Annotated in this window: 9 protein-coding genes; 2 read left to right on the top strand and 7 right to left on the bottom strand. The window is 51.1% G+C overall.

Annotated features, from left to right (window positions below; genetic code table 11):
- Window positions 1–37: 37 nt before the first annotated feature.
- Window positions 38–10,408, bottom strand: a complete 10,371-nt coding sequence (locus tag P6910_RS22730) for a VCBS domain-containing protein (protein WP_317143535.1) — start codon at window positions 10,406–10,408, stop codon at window positions 38–40.
- Window positions 10,409–10,727: 319 nt separating this feature from the next.
- Here P6910_RS22730 and P6910_RS22725 point away from each other — a divergent pair, with 319 nt between their 5' ends.
- Window positions 10,728–11,039, top strand: coding sequence for a DUF1820 family protein (locus P6910_RS22725; RefSeq protein ID WP_317143534.1), 312 nt, complete (start codon window positions 10,728–10,730; stop codon window positions 11,037–11,039).
- Between the two features lie 83 nt (window positions 11,040–11,122).
- Here the strand turns inward: P6910_RS22725 and P6910_RS22720 are convergent, their stop codons facing one another.
- From P6910_RS22720 to P6910_RS22695, 6 genes are all read right to left on the bottom strand, one after another.
- Entirely contained in the window at window positions 11,123–11,770 is a 648-nt protein-coding gene (locus tag P6910_RS22720) for a hypothetical protein (RefSeq protein WP_317143533.1), read from the bottom strand.
- A gap of 110 nt (window positions 11,771–11,880) precedes the next feature.
- Entirely contained in the window at window positions 11,881–13,176 is a 1,296-nt protein-coding gene (hemL, locus tag P6910_RS22715; RefSeq protein ID WP_317143532.1) for a glutamate-1-semialdehyde 2,1-aminomutase, read from the bottom strand.
- A 3-nt stretch (window positions 13,177–13,179) separates the two neighbouring features.
- On the bottom strand, window positions 13,180–13,803 hold the full coding sequence (thiE, locus tag P6910_RS22710; protein WP_317143531.1) for a thiamine phosphate synthase: 624 nt from the start codon (window positions 13,801–13,803) through the stop codon (window positions 13,180–13,182).
- 62 nt (window positions 13,804–13,865) lie between these two features.
- On the bottom strand, window positions 13,866–15,239 hold the full coding sequence (radA, locus tag P6910_RS22705; protein WP_317143530.1) for a DNA repair protein RadA: 1,374 nt from the start codon (window positions 15,237–15,239) through the stop codon (window positions 13,866–13,868).
- A gap of 172 nt (window positions 15,240–15,411) precedes the next feature.
- Complete coding sequence (locus tag P6910_RS22700; RefSeq protein ID WP_317143529.1) at window positions 15,412–16,440, bottom strand: hypothetical protein; 1,029 nt, start codon at window positions 16,438–16,440, stop codon at window positions 15,412–15,414.
- Window positions 16,441–16,557: 117 nt separating this feature from the next.
- On the bottom strand, window positions 16,558–17,529 hold the full coding sequence (locus P6910_RS22695) for a hypothetical protein (RefSeq protein WP_317143528.1): 972 nt from the start codon (window positions 17,527–17,529) through the stop codon (window positions 16,558–16,560).
- 186 nt (window positions 17,530–17,715) lie between these two features.
- Between P6910_RS22695 and P6910_RS22690 the strand changes: the two genes are divergently transcribed.
- The gene (locus P6910_RS22690; protein ID WP_317143527.1) at window positions 17,716–17,970 is read left to right on the top strand and encodes a hypothetical protein; all 255 of its coding nucleotides are present in this window, start codon (window positions 17,716–17,718) and stop codon (window positions 17,968–17,970) included.
- Window positions 17,971–17,975 lie beyond the last annotated feature (5 nt).

Genomic DNA, 17,975 nt, shown 5'->3' with positions numbered 1-17,975 from the left:
TTCTTGTCTGCGTTTGCAGCAATTGTCAGTTGGGTCGTTAAATCGGTGGAAAGGAATTATCATCCGGCTTGGGTACCAGGTTATCTATGTGAAAGCTTGAACTCCCTGAGGTTGCATCATCGTGGTTAGTATCTGCGGTACCGCTTGCCAGGAGCTTTTCATCGGTCGATCGTGATGGTTCGCCTTTTACCTCATTCGAAACGGTTTCTTCTTCACCTCTCTGGCTTTGTTGTTCATTGAGATGTTGCTCAACCTGACGGTCTAACGAGTCCTCGGCTTCATTTTCGGTAGCTGCTTCAAGAACGACCCCGGCACGTATAATCCGGGCACTGTCGATATCACCCGAGGCCAGGGGTTGATTTTGATCGCGCAGCGCCTCCAGATTGATTTCAGGTTCGTTATCGGAAAGGCTTCCCTGTAAAGGTCCTCCAGATGCCTGTCTATCCTGTTGAACGGTAACGTCAGAGCTTTCACTGCCCGGAGCCTGATCATGGCTCGAAATCGGAGGTGCAGGTAAAGGCTGAGTCGGATCCAGTATCAGCGGTTCAGAATGTTCACCAACCGCATCACCTCCAGCACCGGTGGTTGTTACGACTAGCCGGATATCCATATTTTGTGCATTTCCACCGGGTAACTGAGCTGTCACACCACTGGTTGCCCAGTCGTGAACATCGATATGTTCTGTTATTTGGGTAACTGTATGAGTGTGACCACGGCCATCACTTAATACCGTTCCGACATTAAAACCTGTGAGTTCAATCTTACTGATATGGTCCTGCGGATCAGAAGGTGGTGTTATCGTTGGGTGTAAATGCAGTAGTGCAGAGCTATCTGGAGTAGCGATATCCGTATCGACTGATACCTTCTGTTCAGTCAATGCCCCGGCCTGGGATAACTGATGGTGACCCGTTACATCGACAAGAGTGCCAGAATGGTCTGCTTGTATGTCAAAAACCAGGCCTGCATTTTTTGGTATTACTTTGCCCAGGGGAGAATGAGCCAAGAGAGTTTTTTCGACATCGACATTGGCAGCCATCGATACACTGTACATCTGACCATGATAGGCGCTATTAGGGTTAAAACCATGGTTCCCTGTGGCAGCAGGCCCCGACTCTTCTGCATAATGATCCTGATCCTGGGCAAGAGCAAAAACGCCATGCCCCGGGATTTGATAGCCTGTTGCGATGTTGTCACGGCTATAGGCACTTTGGCCGTCGACAAGTACATCCAGGTGACCCGTCACTGAGTCCCATAATATTGTGTAGCGATGGCTGTTTCCGTCAGTTGTATCGATGCCGGTAGCATGCTCATGGCGACCTATTCCAATGGTCAGGTTATCTGGTCTCCAGACAAAAAACTCATTTGGATCTGCGGGGACGCCATAACTTAGAAACGTAGCGGCATGATGGGCACTTGTGGCAACTTGTTGACTTCCGATAATGTTAAACTCAACGGCCAGTTTTGTAATAAGGTTTGGTGTATCAAGCTGGCTCTGGTTCAAAACCCCGCCGGTTCCCTCACTGCCAAAGGTCATAACTTTTTGCTCAGCGGTAAAATGTAAAGCCACTGACGCTGCATCGGTTACAGGTCTGGCCGTGACCGAAACAGTCTGGGGGGGAGAGGTAACAGAGTGGGTACCATCACTCGTCTTTGCAGTGACGTATAACGGCATGGAGCCCTGATAATTTGCTGGCGGTGTTAAAGTCAACGATGAGACATCGCTGGCATTTACCACCCAGCCACCGGAACCGTCGCTCTGACCTGATGAAAACTGAGTACCTGCTAAAAAACCTGTCAGGGTAATGCTTTCCGGGGTATCACCGTGCGATGCAACAACCAGGTTTAGCGCGATGGCCTTATCTTCATCTCCCACAGGTGTGGCACTTGTCGATAGGGTAGCGGCATCAACAATACTCGAAACACTGATGTTGCCAGTTGCTTCGGCTGAATCTGCCTTACCATCGTTTACGGTATAAGCAAAATGCACATCGCCGTGAAAATTGGCGGCAGGGGTGAATACTAAATTGGGGATAGCACTGGTCACTATATTCTGGCCGACAGTGACATCTGCACCATTTAATTGCAGTTTGCCCTCACTGGCAACAGGCAACCGGGTGATGGTGACATGATCCAAAACTGCACCCGCATCCACATCCTGAAAGCCAAAGTCAGTGGGACTGAAGGTATAAGCTATGTCTTCAGTACCACTGAGAGCAACCGTCGCAATCGTGGGCGCATCATTGGTACCCGTGATAGCGACATTAACGGTTTGAGCATTGCCATCACTGGCCGTAAATGTGTAAGAGTCTGCGACCTGGCGCTTGCTGGCATCCGGAGCAGACGGGTTTAGATCCTGCACCTTGCTCTGGTCAAGCAGATAGGTCCACAAACCATTAACCATGGTGAAATGACCATAGGTCGTTGCAGTGGGCGACACATTCGGGAAAACGGGATTATCACCAACATCAACATCACTGATAGTGAGCATGCCTCTAACATTGGTGATATCACCAATGTCACCTTCGGCAACAGTGGCAACAACATTTCCGGATATTACTGAAAGATGATCAACAGCAGCCAGATTCATAGAAGCTGTTTGAGCGACAGAGGATTGATGCTCGTCCTGTACTTCATAGCTAAATTGCACCGGGCCGTTGTAATTTGCAGTCGGGGTGAAGGTGTATGTGCCATTACGATTATCAGTAATCCGACCATGGTCCGCCGACAGGTTATGAATACTAAGACGGGCACGATGATCCACATCAGCCGCGTGAGCCAGGAGGTCAGAAGTCTTTATGATAACCACCTTATCCTCTGTACCGGCAGGCAACACAACGGTTGAAGAGAGTGTTGGTGCGTCATTGGTGCCGCTAACCGTCATCATCAAGGCTTTAGTATCAGTAGCGCCACTACCGTCAGTCACCATGACCGGGATCACGATTCTTTGCGTATCGCCCTGAGCTAAACCATCGTAGGCCGGATCGGCTGGGTCGAAAGAATAGTTACCATCGGCATTCAATGTAAACCCTGGCACTCTCATAGTGCTGGAGTAAGTTGCAGTGTCACCCGTATCGACATCGGTCGAAGTAATGCTTCCGGTGGTCGGCTGGCTGTCACCTTCTATTGCAGAGGCGGCGGAAATGGCATTCAGTACCGGGCCATCGTTAGAACCGTTAATGGTGACAACAATATCATGCGTTGTGCCATCCGCACTCTGAATCGGGATCCTATCGGTCAGGCTGTTGGTGGTGGTTGTGCCAGCCCCCAACGCCTGAACGTCGGCATGGGTGTCGTCCAGATTGTAACTCCAGTGACCATTAGCATTAAGGTGCAAGCCGCCATGGGTTCCTGTGTAGTTTCCTGCCCGGAAGTGATCCTGTCCTGCATCGTTATCGGTGATACTCAGACTACCAGTGACTTGTAATGAAGAATCCTCGGTGACGCTACCAGAGTTTGCTCCAGCAATCACCGCAGCATCCGATTGACCGTGTACAGTAATGACCAGATTCCCGGTATCGGTGGCCCCGTGTTGATCCGTAACCGTAATGGGGATAGTCAGCGTTTTATGCTGACCGGTCGCAAGGGACTGGTACGCAGCATGGCCCGGATCAAAAGTATATTGACCATCCCGGTTAAGCGTGAAGCCATCGACCGGAGTAGCGATTGAATAAGCGACGGATGCATGGTTATCCGGGTCTTGTGAAGTGATCTGCCCGCCAAGTTGGCTGCCATCTTCTGTCGCGCTTTGCGCCTGTATCTGATCAAGCACGGGAGCGTCGTTGGTGCCGCTAACCGTCATCACCAAGGCTTTAGTATCAGTAGCGCCACTACCGTCGGTCACCGTGACCGGGATCACGATTCTTTGCGTATCGCCCTGAGCCAAGCCATTGTAGGTTGGATCGGCCGGGTCGAAAGAATAGCTGCCATCGGCCTTCAGGGTGAATCCTGCCACTGTCGCTGTGGTGGAGTAAGTTGCAGTGTCACCCGTATCGACATCGACGGAAGTAATGCTTCCCGTGGTCGACTGGCTGTCACCTTCTGTTGCAGAGGCGGCGGAAATGGCATTCAGCACCGGGCCATCGTTAGAACCGTTAATGGTGATAACAATATCATGCGTTGTGCCATCAGCACTCTGAATCTGAACCCTGTCGGTCAGGCTGTTGGTGGTCGTTGTGCCAGCTCCTAACGCCTGAACGTCGGCATGGGTGTTATCCAGATTGTAAGCCCAGTGACCATTAGCATTAAGGTGCAAGGTACCATGGGTTGCTGTGTAGTTACCTGCCTGGAAGTGATCCTGCCCTGCATCCTTATCGGTAATAATCAGACTACCAGTGACTTGTAATAAAGAATCCTCGGTGACGCTACCGGAATCTGTTCCAGCAATCACCGCAGCATCCGATTGACCGTGTACAGTAATGACCAGATTCCGGGTATCGGTGGCTCCGTGCTGATCCGTAGCCGTAATGGGGATAGTCAGCGTTTTATCCTGACCGGCCGCAATGGACTGGTACGCAGCATGGCCCGGATCAAAAGTATATTGACCATCCTTGTTAAGCGTGAAGCCATCAACCGGAGTAGCCACTGAATAAGCGACGGACGCATGGTTGTCCGGGTCTTGTGAAGTGATCTGTCCGCCAAGTTGGCTGCCATCTTCCGTCGCGCTTTGCGCCTGTATCTGAGCAAGCACGGGGGCGTCGTTGGTACCACTAACCGTCATCACCAGGGCTTTAGTATCTGCAGCACCACTACCGTCGGTCACCGTGACCGGGATCACGATTTTTTGCGTATCGCCTTGAGCTAAACCATCGTAGGCCGGATCGGTCGGGTCGAAAGAGTAGGTGCCATCGGCATTCAATGTAAACCCTGACACTGTCATAGTGGTGGAGTAAGTTGCAGTGTCACCCGTATCGACATCGGCGCAAGTAATGCTTCCCGTGGTCAGCTGGCTGTCACCTTCTGTTGCAGAGGCGGCGGAAATGGCATTCAGTACCGGGCCATCGTTAGAACCGTTAATGGTGATAACAACATCATGCGTTGTGCCATCTGCACTCTGAATCGGGATTATATCGGTCAGGCTGTTGGTGGTCGTTGTGCCAGCCCCCAACGCCTGAACGTCGGCAATGGTGTTATCCAGATTGTAAGCCCAGTGACCATTAGCATTAAGGTACAAGGTGCCATGGGCTGCTGTGTAGCTACCTGCCTGGAAGTAATCCTGCCCGGCATCGTTATCGGTAATACTCAGGATGCCAGTGACTTGTAGTGAAGAATCCTCAGTGACGCTACCGGAGTCTGCTCCAGCAATCACCGCATCATTAGATTGACCGTGTACGGTAACGACCAGATTCCGGGTATCACTGGCCCCGTGTTGATCCGTAACCGTAATGGGGATCGTCAGCGTTTGATCCTGACCGGCGGCAAGGGACTGGTAAGCAGCATGGCCCGGATCAAAAGTATATTGTCCATCCCTGTTAAGTGTGAAGCCATCAACCGGAGTAGCCATTGAATAAGCGACGGATGCATGGTTATCCGGGTCTTGTGAAGTGATCAGCCCACTAAGTTGGCTGCCGTTTTCCGTCGCGCTTTGTGTCTGTATCTGATCAAGTACAGGGGCGTCGTTGGTACCGCTAACCGTCATCATCAAGGCTTTAGTATCAGTAGCGCCACTACCGTCAGTCACCGTGACCGGGATCACGATTCTTTGCGTATCGCCTTGAGCTAAAGCATCGTAGGCCGGATCGGCCGGGTCGAATGAGTAGGTGCCATCGGCATTTAATGTAAACCCCGGCACCGTCATAGTGGTGGAGTAGGTTGCAGTGTCGCCCGTATCGACATCGGCGCAAGTAATGCTTCCCGTGGTCGGCTGGCTGTCACCTTCTGTTGCAGAGGCGGCGGAAATGGCATTCAGTACCGGGCCATCGTTAGAACCGTTAATGGTGATAACAATATTGTGCGTTGTGCCATCAGCACTTTGAATCGGGATTCTATCGGCCAGGCTGTTGGTGGTCGTTGTGCCAGCCCCCAACGCCTGAACGTCGCCGTGGGTGTTATCCAGGTCGTAAGCCCAGTGACCATTGGCATCAAGATGTAAGGTGCCATGGGTTGCTGAGAAGTTACCTGCCTGAAAGTGATCCTGACCTGTATCCTTATCGGTAATACTCAGGCTACCAGTGACTTGTAATGAAGAATCCTCGGTGACGCTACCGGAGTCTGCTCCAGCAATCACTGCAGCATCCGATTGACCATGTACAGTAATGACAAGGTTCCGGGTATCAGTGGCTCCATGTTGATCCGTAACCGTAATGGGGATAGTCAGCGTTCTATCCTGACCGGCCACGAGGGACTGGTAAGCAGCATGGCCCGGATCAAAAGTATATTGACCATCCTTGTTAAGCATGAAGCCATCAACCGGAGTAGCCATTGAATAAACGACGGATGCATGGTCATCCGGGTCTTGTGAAGTGATCTGCCCGCTAAGTTGGCTGCTATCTTCTGTCGCGCTTTGCGCCTGTATCTGATCAAGTACGGGGGCGTCGTTGGTACCGCTAACTGTCATCACCAAAGCTTTAGTATCAGTAGCGCCACTGCCGTCGGTCACTGTGACCGGGATCACGATTCTTTGCGTATCGCCTTGAGCTAAGCCATTGTAGGTCGGATCGGCTGGGTCGAAAGAATAGGTGCCATCGGCCTTCAGCGTGAACCCAGCCACTGTCGCTGTGGTGGAGTAAGTTGCAGTGTCACCCGTATCGACATCGGTGGAGGTAATGCTTCCCGTGGTCGACTGGCTGTCACCTTCTGTTGCAGAGGCGGCGGAAATGGCATTCAGTACCGGGCCATCGTTAGAGCCGTTAATGGTGATAACAATATCATGCGTTGTGCCATCAGCACTTTGAATCTGAATCCTGTCGGTCAGGCTGTTGGTGGTCGTTGTGCCAGCCCCCAACGCCTGAACGTCGGCATGGGTGTTATCCAGATTGTAAGCCCAGTGACCATTAGCATTAAGGTGCAAGGTGCCATGGGTTGCTGTGTAGTTACCTGCCTGGAAGTGATCCTGCCCGGCATCCTTATCGGTAATAATCAGACTACCAGTGACTTGTAATAAAGAATCCTCGGTAACGTCACCGGAGTCTGCTCCAGCAATCACCGCAGCATCCGATTGACCGTGTACAGTAATGACCAGATTCCGGGTATCGGTGGCTCCGTGCTGATCCGTAGCCGTAATGGGGATAGTCAGCGTTTTATCCTGACCGGCCGCGAGGGACTGGTACGCAGCATGGCCCGGATCAAAAGTATATTGACCATCCTTGTTAAGCGTGAAGCCATCAACCGGAGTAGCCACTGAATAAGCGACGGACGCATGGTTATCCGGGTCTTGTGAAGTGATCTGTCCGCCAAGTTGGCTGCCATCTTCCGTCGCGCTTTGCGCCTGTATCTGATCAAGCACGGGAGCGTCGTTGGTACCGTTAACCGTCATCACCAAGGCTTTAGTATCAGTAGCGCCACTACCGTCAGTCACTGTGACCGGGATCACGATTCTTTGCGTATCGCCTTGAGCCAGGCCATTGTAGGTCGGATCGGCCGGGTCGAAAGAATAGCTGCCATCGGCCTTCAGGGTGAACCCTGCCACTGTCGCTGTGGTGGAGTAAGTTGCAGTGTCACCCGTATCGACATCGGCGGAAGTAATGCTTCCCGTGGTTGGCTGGCTGCCACCCTCTGTTGCAGAGGCGGCGGAAATGGTATTCAGTAACGGACCATCGTTAGAACCGTTAATGGTGATAACAATATCATGCGTTGTGCCATCAGCACTTTGAATCTGAATCCTGTCGGTCAGGCTGTTGGTGGTCGTTGTGCCAGCCCCCAACGCCTGAACGTCGGCATGGGTGTTATCCAGGTTGTAAGCCCAGTGACCATTAGCATTAAGGTGCAAGGTGCCATGGGTTGCTGTGTAGTTACCTGCCTGAAAGTGATCCTGCCCTGCATCCTTATCGGTAATAATCAGACTGCCAGTGACTTGTAATAAAGAATCCTCGGTGACGCTACCGGAGTCTGTTCCAGCAATCACCGCAGCATCCGATTGACCGTGTACAGTAATGACCAGATTCCGGGTATCGCTGGCTCCGTGCTGATCCGTAGCCGTAACGGGGATAGTCAGCGTTTTATCCTGACCGGCCGCAATGGACTGGAACGCAGCATGGCCCGGATCAAAAGTATATTGACCATCCCTGTTAAGCATGAAGCCGTCAACCGGAGCAGCGATTGAATAAGCGACGGATGCATAGTTATCCGGGTCTTGTGAAGTGACCTGACCGCTGAGTTGGCTGCCATCTTCCGTCGCGCTTTGCGCCTGTATCTGATCAAGCACGGGGGCGTCGTTGGTACCACTAACCGTCATCACCAGGGCTTTAGTATCTGTAGCGCCACTACCGTCGGTCACCGTGACCGGGATCACGATTTTTTGCGTATCGCCTTGAGCTAAACCATCGTAGGCCGGATCAGCTGGGTCGAAAGAGTAGGTGCCATCGGCATTCAGCGTGAACCCTGCCGCTGTTGATTTGGTGGAGTAAGTTGCAGTGTCGCCCGTATCGACATCGGTGGAGGTAATGCTTCCCGTGATCGGCTGGCTGGCACCTTCTGTTGCAGAAGCGGCGGAAATGGCGTTCAGTACCGGGCTATTGTTAGAGCCGTTAATGGTGATAACAATATTATGCCTTGTGCCATCCGCACTCTGAATCTGAATGGTATCGGTCAGGCTGTTGGTGGTCGTTGCGCCAGCCCCCAGCGCCTGAACGTCGGCATGGGTGTTATCCAGGTTGTATGCCCAGTGACCATTAGCATCAAGGTATAAGCTGCCATGAGTCGCGGTGTAGTTACCTGCCTGGAAGTGATCCTGACCTGCATCTTTGTCAGTAATACTCAGGATACCAGCGACTTGTATTGAAGAATCCTCGGTGACGCTACCGGAGTCTGCTCCAGCAATCACCGCAGCATTGGATCGACCGTGTACGGTAATGACCAGATCCCGGGTATCGGTGGCTCCGTGTTGATCCGTAGCCGTAATCGGGATAGTCAACGTTCTATTCTGACCAGTCGCAAGGGATTGATAGGCAGTATGGCCTGGGTCAAAGGCATAATGACCCTCCTTGCTGAGTGTGAAGCCATCAACCGGAGTAGCGATTGAATAAGCGACGGATGCATGAGCATCAGGGTCTTGCGAAGTGATCTGTCCGCCAAGCTGGCTGCCACCTTTCGTTGCGCTTTGCGCCTGTATCTGATCGAGCACGGGTGTGTCGTTGGTGCCGCTAATCGTCATCACCAGAGTTTTAGTATCAGAAGCGCCACTGGCGTCAGTCACCGTGAGCGGGATCACGATTCTTTGCGTATCGCCCTGAGCTATACCATCGTAGGCCGGATCGGCCGGGTCGAAAGAATAGGTGCCATCGGCATTCAACGTAAAGCCTGCCACTGTCACCGGGGTGGAGAAGGTTGCAGCGTCGCCCGTATCGGCATCGGTGAAGCTAATGCTGCCAGTGGTCGGCTGACTTGCACCTTCAATAATTGAATGGCCTACGTGTCTGCTATGTATGACGGGCAAATCATTAGTGCCTTGAACATCAACAGTAAGCGCATGGGAGAAATTAACACCGTTTGCATTTAGAGCATGTACGACAAAATACTCAGATACACGCTGGCCATCATGTAGCCCCTGAACATCGGATGAACTGTTATCTAGCGTGTAGCGCCATGCACCACTTTCCTCAATGGTCAGAACACCATATTTACCTTGATAAGCTTGCGCGGGGATAGTGCTCTCCCCACCTTCTAAATCAAATTGCCCATGTGCACTAATCTGCGAATCTTCGAACACTTGACCAAGAAAACTGCCGACAAACGTCAGAGGCAAATTATTCGAAGCAGCATTTTCGGATAATTCTGGTGATCTTCCTGCTATCGATGGAGCAATGGTTCCGTCTCGTGAATTTGAAAAAGATATTTCATTAAATTGCGAAGCTGAGCCAGGGTCTGTATTTAAAAAGCCACTGTAGTCACGTGCGGTAGGATCATTAGTGAAAGCTTGTCCTCTCGAAATGTCCACTTCAAGGTTAACGCGTTCCACAACCGCAGCTGGCCTATGATGCCCGTCTTCAAACTCAACAACATGCATAACTCGACGGTCATTATGGTCTTTAGCTGTTTTGGTCGCTTGCAATGCTTCCTCTAAACTACTGTCAGGCAGGTTGTTAGCTGGCTGGACGCTGTCTCCTTTAGAGGCAGCAGAATCATCAGGCAGGACGCTGGCCAGAGATTGAAAGTCTTTAACTAAAACAGATATTGGGGGTCCTGACTCCCTCTGAAGAACCACATAATGCTGCCCATAGGGGCTCGAAATTACGGTGCTCTCGGAAATCAGCATGCCTGATTCAAGCGACTCAAGCTCACCAGAATTAGCTAAATAGAAAACTGGGCCTGAAATTTGCGACACTGTATACATATCGAATACAAACCATGTTCCATAACCAGCCCACAGTGAAATATAGTTTAGATATTGAAAAATTACTAAAGTCCAATAAACCCCTGTTTTCATTAGCTCATGGCAGCCCAGACTGTGCTATGCTAGCCGCCTTTAGTATTACATGCCCGAAATGACCATAGGTGTTAGAACCAGTCCCTAATCTCCTTTGGAAATGAATGTTTTTCATTAAAGTTTCCGGCGTCACAGGTGTTTGGAGTCAATGTCGAAATCTCAGATTTTTCGTGTTATTTTTCAGAATGAGTCTGAAGTCTTTGAAGTGTACGCTCGACAGATTTTCCAGAGTGAGCTCTGGGGGTTTATTGAAGTAGAGGAATTTGCTTTTGGTGAGCGTAGCCAGTTGCTGGTCGATCCCAGTGAAGAGAAACTTAAGAGCACTTTCGAAGGTGTTAAGCGGAGTTATATTCCTTTGTCGTCTATTATCCGCATTGACGAAGTTGAAAAAGAAGGGGCAGCCAAGGTTTCTGAAGCAAAAGGCAATAACGTTAAACTCTTTCCAATGCCTCCGGCATGAGCCTCCGTGTCTGAACCATCGTCGTGCATTTGTTTTGCCAGCCATCTGCTGCTGGCAGTCCGACAGGAGAAGGGAGTGTTCGTTTATTCCTGATTTATGTCTGCTTGTTCGAAAGTCCGGTTCTGGTTTTTCAATAGCATGAACAAACCGGTTGCCATCAGCAGGCTTCCCAGGGCAATCATATAGCGGAAAAGGTTAAGCCTCAGGTATCCACCCAGGGTGCCCTCATTACCAATGACCAGGCCGCCAATAAAAAAGCTGATGAATGCGATGAGCAGTAAGCCCTTGGGGCCGGGCTCTACTTGTGCTCTGACTACACTATAGAGAGCGATGAGCAGGCTGACAGCCAGCAGGGCGTCCCTGTAGAGTGTTTCAACCCCGTACCAGCGGCTTATTTCATAAGCCAGACAGAGTCCGATGATCATCCTTCCCCAGGCCGGCTTACTCCACACCCTGTTAGACAGAAGCAGAGCGATTGCTGTACCAACTAATGGTGGTGAAAGGTAAGTAGCGGCATTATTCAGAAAGAGATAGACACCGGTCCAGATCTCTGAAAAGCCATACTTAAGGGTGCCCGCTGCCGACGCCAGAGCAACCAGCAGGAAGCCCAGGAGGGCCCCCTTGGTAGCCGTTCTGTGAATCTCGGCAAATGCCTGTTGCTGGCAGAGCAGGAAGACAGCAAAGGTGCTGGCAGCTGCCAGCACCGCATCCGAAAGAGCCAGTGAACTCATAGTGAATACAGCCGTGAGGTAAGAAAACTATTTTGCGTCATTTTTAAGTATGAATCAGGTGAGCATGAAAAACGACGCAGTAAAATATTTTTCACGGTCAATTGATTACCTTATCGACAGTGATGGAAAGCACGATCCGCAGCCTCTATGGTTTTCTGAATCTCCAGATCACCATGAGCTTCGGATATAAATCCGGCTTCGAATGCGGAGGGAGCCAGATAGACTCCCTCATCCAGCATGGCGTGGAAGAAGCGACCATAGAAGGTTCCATCGCAGGCCATTACCTGATCAAAGCGCTCGACATCAGGCTGGTCAGTGAAAAATAAACCAAACATACCACCCACCTGAGAGGTTTGCAGGGGAATGCCGTGTTTTGAGGCTTTCTCCTTAAAGCCTGCCAGTAACTTCGCTGCTTTTTCGGTAAGCTCCGCGTGGAAGCCGGGGCGACTCAGGTTTCTCAGTGTCGCCAGCCCTGCGGCCATAGCCAACGGGTTACCAGACAGGGTGCCAGCCTGGTAAACCGGTCCCAGTGGAGCCAGATGCTCCATGACCTCTTTTCGGCCACCAAAAGCGCCTACTGGCAGACCGCCACCGATGATTTTACCCAGTGTCGTCAGATCCGGTTTTACATCATAGTGAGCCTGTGCTCCGCCCAGGGCAACACGGAATCCGGTCATGACTTCATCAAAGATTAGCAGGGCGCCGTTCTCACTACACACTTCTCTAAGACCTTCAAGGAAACCTTTGACCGGGGGAATGCAGTTCATGTTACCGGCCACTGGCTCAACGATGATACAGGCCACTTCGCTGCCTGTTTCTGCAAAAGCCTGTTTAACAGAGTCAAGGTCGTTGTACGTCAGTGTAATAGTGCTTTCTGCCAGAGCTTCAGGAACTCCGGGAGAGCTTGGCACTCCCAGAGTTAGCGCGCCAGAGCCAGCCTTTACCAGCAGTGAGTCGGAATGGCCATGGTAGTTGCCTTCAAACTTCACAATCTTGTCACGGCCGGTAACGCCCCTGGCCAGACGAATAGCACTCATGGTGGCTTCGGTACCCGAGCTCACCATTCTGAGCAGTTCCATGGAGGGAAAAATTTCACGAACTTTCAGGGCCAGCTCGGTTTCCAGGGCTGTGGGCGCACCGAAGCTCATTCCATCCAGGGCCTGATCGCGAACGGCGCTGACAACATCCGGATGGTTATGTCCGAGAATCATCGGACCCCAGGAACCCACGTAATCAATCAGGCTATTGCCATCGACATCCTGTATATAGGCACCTTTGGCGCTTTTGAAGAAGACTGGTTCGCCACCGACACCCTTGAACGCTCTGACCGGTGAGTTGACCCCTCCCGGGATGACAGCCTGGGCTTCAGTAAACAGAGTGCTGGAGCATTCATGGGGAAGGGACATGATCTATTCCTGATTAAACAATTCAGTAAAACTGCGGGCACGACTCTGAATATCTGTGGAAGCAAACAAATTACGAACCACTGCCACCATATCAGCACCCGCCTCTATAAGCTGCGGGGCATTATCCACGGTAATTCCTCCGATAGCTACAACAGGGACTTTAAAGGTCTCCCGGGCAGAAGGCAGAAGTGACGGCTCGGCAGGCTTGGCGTCAGGCTTGGTACGTGAGGGGGAAAAACGTCCAAAGGCAATGTAATCGGCACCCTCCTCAACAGCCTTGTGGGCCAGATCGAGAGATCCTTCGCAGCTGATACCAATAATAGCGTATTCCCCGAGCCTTTTTCGGGCGGATTTTATGGATTCATCCTGTTGTCCCAGGTGTACGCCGTCTGCTTCCGATTCTGCAGCCAGTTCAATGTCATCATTGATAATTAAAAGGGCCCCGTAACTGTGGCAGAGCACCCTCAGAGTACTGGCCTGACGGAACCTCTTTTCATGATCCAGACTCTTGTCGCGATACTGAAGTACTTTCATGCCACCCATCAAAGCCTGTTCAACCGCTTCCATCAGAATACGATCGTCGGGGAGAAGCTGGCTGTCGGTTACACCGTAGAGACCTTTGAGCATGTTCTAACCTGATTTCAAACATTTTGCCGGATTATAACAGGATGAATGTTGACCCGGATAATTCAGATAGCCTCCAGTGCCTCGGACAGTTTGTGCACGCCGACAACAGTTAATCCTTCAATGGGTTTTCTGGGCTTGTTTGCTGCCGGTACAATGGCTCTTCTGAAGCCGTGTTTGGCTGCTTCAATCAAGCGTTCCTGACCGTTGGCAACGGGCCTGATTTCACCCGCAAGGCCCACTTCCCCAAAGGCGAAAAGATCCTGGGGTAGAGCAGTGTCGCGCAGGCTGGAAACGACTGCCAGCAAACCGGCCAGATCGGCGCTGGTTTCCGTGACTTTAACGCCTCCTACCACGTTAAGAAAAACATCCTGATCGCTGGTAAAAATACCCCCGTGTCGAGTCAGTATCGCCAGCAGCATGGCCAGTCTGTTTTGATCCAGTCCCACGGTTACACGTCTTGGGTTGCCCAGTTGCGAGTCTACAACCAGTGCCTGAATTTCCACCAGCAGAGGGCGGGTGCCCTCCCACAAAACATTTATGATGCTGCCTGAGGTTGGCTCGGATGCCCGGGACAGGAAAATGGCTGAAGGATTTTTGACTTCTTTCATTCCCCTTTCCGTCATGGCAAAGATGCCCAGCTCATTCACCTGTCCAAATCGGTTCTTGGTTGCCCGCATAACCCTGAAGCGAGAGTCGTCGGTATTTCCCAGCATGATCTGGGTATCAATAATATGGGACAGTGTCATAGGGCCTGCCAGAGAATTATCCTTGGTCACATGGCCCACCAACAGCAAGACAGTGCCAGTTTGTTTGGCAAAGCGGGTAAGGAAGGCTGCGGACTCCCTGACTTGGGCAACGCCACCGGGAGCCGCGTCCACGCCGTTCATATACATGACCTGGATAGAGTCGATAACAATAACCCCCGGCTTCTCCTGCTCGGCCACAGCGACAATATTTTCGGCTGAGGTTTCTGCCAGCATCTTCAGGCGATCGGCAGGCAGATCGAGGCGTTTGGCCCGTGCTGCAATTTGTTGAAGTGATTCCTCACCCGAGACATAGAGGGCATTCATGCTCTGGGCAACGTGACAAAGAACCTGAAGCAGGATGGTACTCTTGCCAGCCCCCGGATGGCCGCCAATCAGGACGGCACTGCCTTTAACAAAACCACCTCCAAGGACCCGGTCAAACTCTGACGTGCCACTGCTGAATCTGGGCGCTTCAGCAACATCCACCTCACTCAGGGTTTGAAGACCACTGAGGGTGCCTGCAAAACCGGATTTATTGGCGGCACCGATAGAGGGGGAAGCCGCAGGTCCCAGGTTGACCTCTTTGAACGTATTCCAGGCTTTACAGTCTGGACATTGCCCCTGCCACTTGGAGGACTCGCTGCCGCACTCGGTGCAGACATAGGCTTTTCTGGATTTTGCTTTGGCCATTAGAAGGTTTCAGATAAAACTGTATGGTAGCCTGTCCTTGTGTCAGCTCCAACTTAAAGCGCCATCTCTTTGTTGCGAGTCTGAAGCCTTTCTCGCACATGGCTCACAGCATGACAGCAAAAGTCGTATGTGCAATCAGTCAGTTTTTTAGAATCCCTGTTGACTGAGGGCTTCAGGGCTGCCCCCAGTCATGGCGTGCTGGGGGGTGAAATCTTGCTATATGAACCCTCAGGGCCGCTTGAGTATCGAAGACTACCCCACATTGCAGCAGGTAGCCATTCTCGTCCATTATGATCATGTTGCAAGCTATTGGACCACGCGCTCTCGAATGGATATCGAAAGAGGCCGTTTGTGAGGAGCTGATCCCCCGGGGCTCGTTAAAAGAACATGGCAAGTCCTGCTGTAGCTCTTCGCGTACTGCAAAGTCTGGTGAGTTTGCTAATGAAGACAGGTCTACTCTGCAATATGGGCAGATTTCCGCAGCTGTCTGAAATATATTTTGTAAACAATGTTTATCAATTTTCTGCGAACAACAGGGCGTAACAATCACATTGGTAAACATTTCAAAGCATATAGGGCAATCGTTACTTGCTTCAGGTAGCTCTCTGCTCTCAGCTGGTGGTCGGAATCGACAAACGCCGTTACAGGAGTCGGCGTAACAATCTAAACCGTAAGTGTGCTGGTGTTGTTCGGGTTCTCCATTACCGTCGCGGCGGCAAGAGAGAAGCCTGGCGAAAGAGCCTATAAGACGGTTGATTGTTCCTGAGGCCTGCTGAGCGGAAGATGCTGGCGCCTGGCTTTGTTGGCTATTTTTTGTTTGACCCTGTCCCGGAAGGACCATAGTGGTGATGGCAAACGGATGATTCTGACTGACCTCCAGTTGATTCGCCGTGTTGAACAGAAGTGAATCCGGGTTCCCATAGCTTTTCAAAAGCATGCCGACAGCAACAAGCGCTTCTAATGGTATCCATGAATAAAGTCTGGCGCTAAAGGGGTTGTCACTGGTGGTCAGTAGCAATTTGCTAGCCACCAGCAGATGAGTGGCATAAATCAGCTCCCACGATATCGATTCAATAGAAGATGTTGTTTCAACGTAACTGTTGCGTTTTATAGAAACGCTCCCTTTTGGAATGCCTCCATCCTGTTCAAACTCGTCAATAAAATATCTTTTTAACGGTTCCGCAGAACATATAACAGACACCGACATTAGCAATAACAGCACTGCCGCTGAAAACGGGTTTTTCAAAGGTTTAACCTGACAGCTATTTTGTGTCTTTGAGAATGTGGAGGCTAGACCAGAAACTCATCAGGGGTATATTTATTCGAGATACCCGATCAGGTCTCTGACATACTTGTAGACTCTTTGACATGGCCCATCCTCGCCAACTATTGGCAAGTCTCCGTTAACAGAACCTGTTAAGTCCTGCGGTGCCTCTGCGCTTGCTATAAAACCTAGTGATCGTAATACTGATAACGTGCCTGCTGTGCAAAATGGGCAGTGTCCCGACTCCGACCATACCAAAGCATCCAGTAGACAACATGTCTCGACTCTTTTCGAACAACAGGGAGTCACAAGCACATCATCTCTAAACATTTGATGGCATATAGGGCAATCCCCATCTGCTTCACCAAGAGAAAAATCCGGTGATTGAGCTAGAAAAGATAAATCTTCTCTGCAATATGGGCAGGTGTTCCCAGTTTTCTCAAATGCCTCTTGCAAACAGTGTTTGTCAATTTTCTGCGAACAACAAGGAGTAAGAATCGTATTAGTAAACGCTTCACAGCATATAGGGCATTCGTCACTTGCTTCGGGTAGCGTACTGCTATCAGCGGGTGATCGAAATCGACAAACGCCATTACAGGAATCGACGTAACACTTTAAACCGAAAGTATGTTGGGGTTGTTCAGGGTTCCCATTACCGTCGCGGCGGCAAGTCTGGAACTGGGCGAAACAGTTTTTAAGGTGGGTGTTTGTTCCTGAGGCCTGCTGATTGGATGATGCTGATGCCTGGCTTTGCTGGTCATTTTTTTGTTGACCCTGTCCGGGTAGTACCATAGTGCTGATGGCAAACGGATGATCCTGACTGGCCTTCGGTTGATCCGCTGTGTTGAACAGCAATGAATTGGAGTTCCAGTCACTTTTCAAAAGCATGCCGACGGCGACAAACGCTTCTACCGGTATCCATGAATAAGGTTTGGCGCTCAGGGCGTTGTTGTATGGCTCGGCGTAACAGATAACAGACAACGACATCAGCAAGAACAGCAGTGCCGCAGAAAATGGTTTTCTCAAGGGGTCATCCTTAATATCTATTTCGTATTTTTTTGAAATAGAGAGGCTAGACCAGAAAGTTGTTAAATCAAGAAAAAATGATCGATTGGTATGAAACCCCCGCCCCAATGAGGCTGTCGCAAAAGCCCAACAACTCGTTCCCACGCTCTGAGGCTGTCGCAAAACTCTCTCCAGCGTGGGAACGAGTTGACTCCCGTCATTCCCGGCTTCATTCTCGTCATTCCCGGCTTCATTCTCGTCATTCCCGACTTCATTCTCGTCATTCCCGCGAAGGCGGGAATCCACACTGACTCACCACCAGAACCATACTGCCCGGTGCCCCCCTGGCCTTGTCATCCCCGAGAAGGCAGAGATCCACCGTTGGCGCTGGATTCCCGCCTTCGCGGGAATGACGACCTCAGAGCATGGGAACCAGAGTTTTGCGACAGCCTCCAATCATAGAGGGG

The organism is Endozoicomonas sp. 8E, from assembly GCF_032883915.1.
Lineage (GTDB): Bacteria > Pseudomonadota > Gammaproteobacteria > Pseudomonadales > Endozoicomonadaceae > Endozoicomonas_A.
This window is presented reverse-complemented; position numbering and strand designations above follow the sequence as displayed.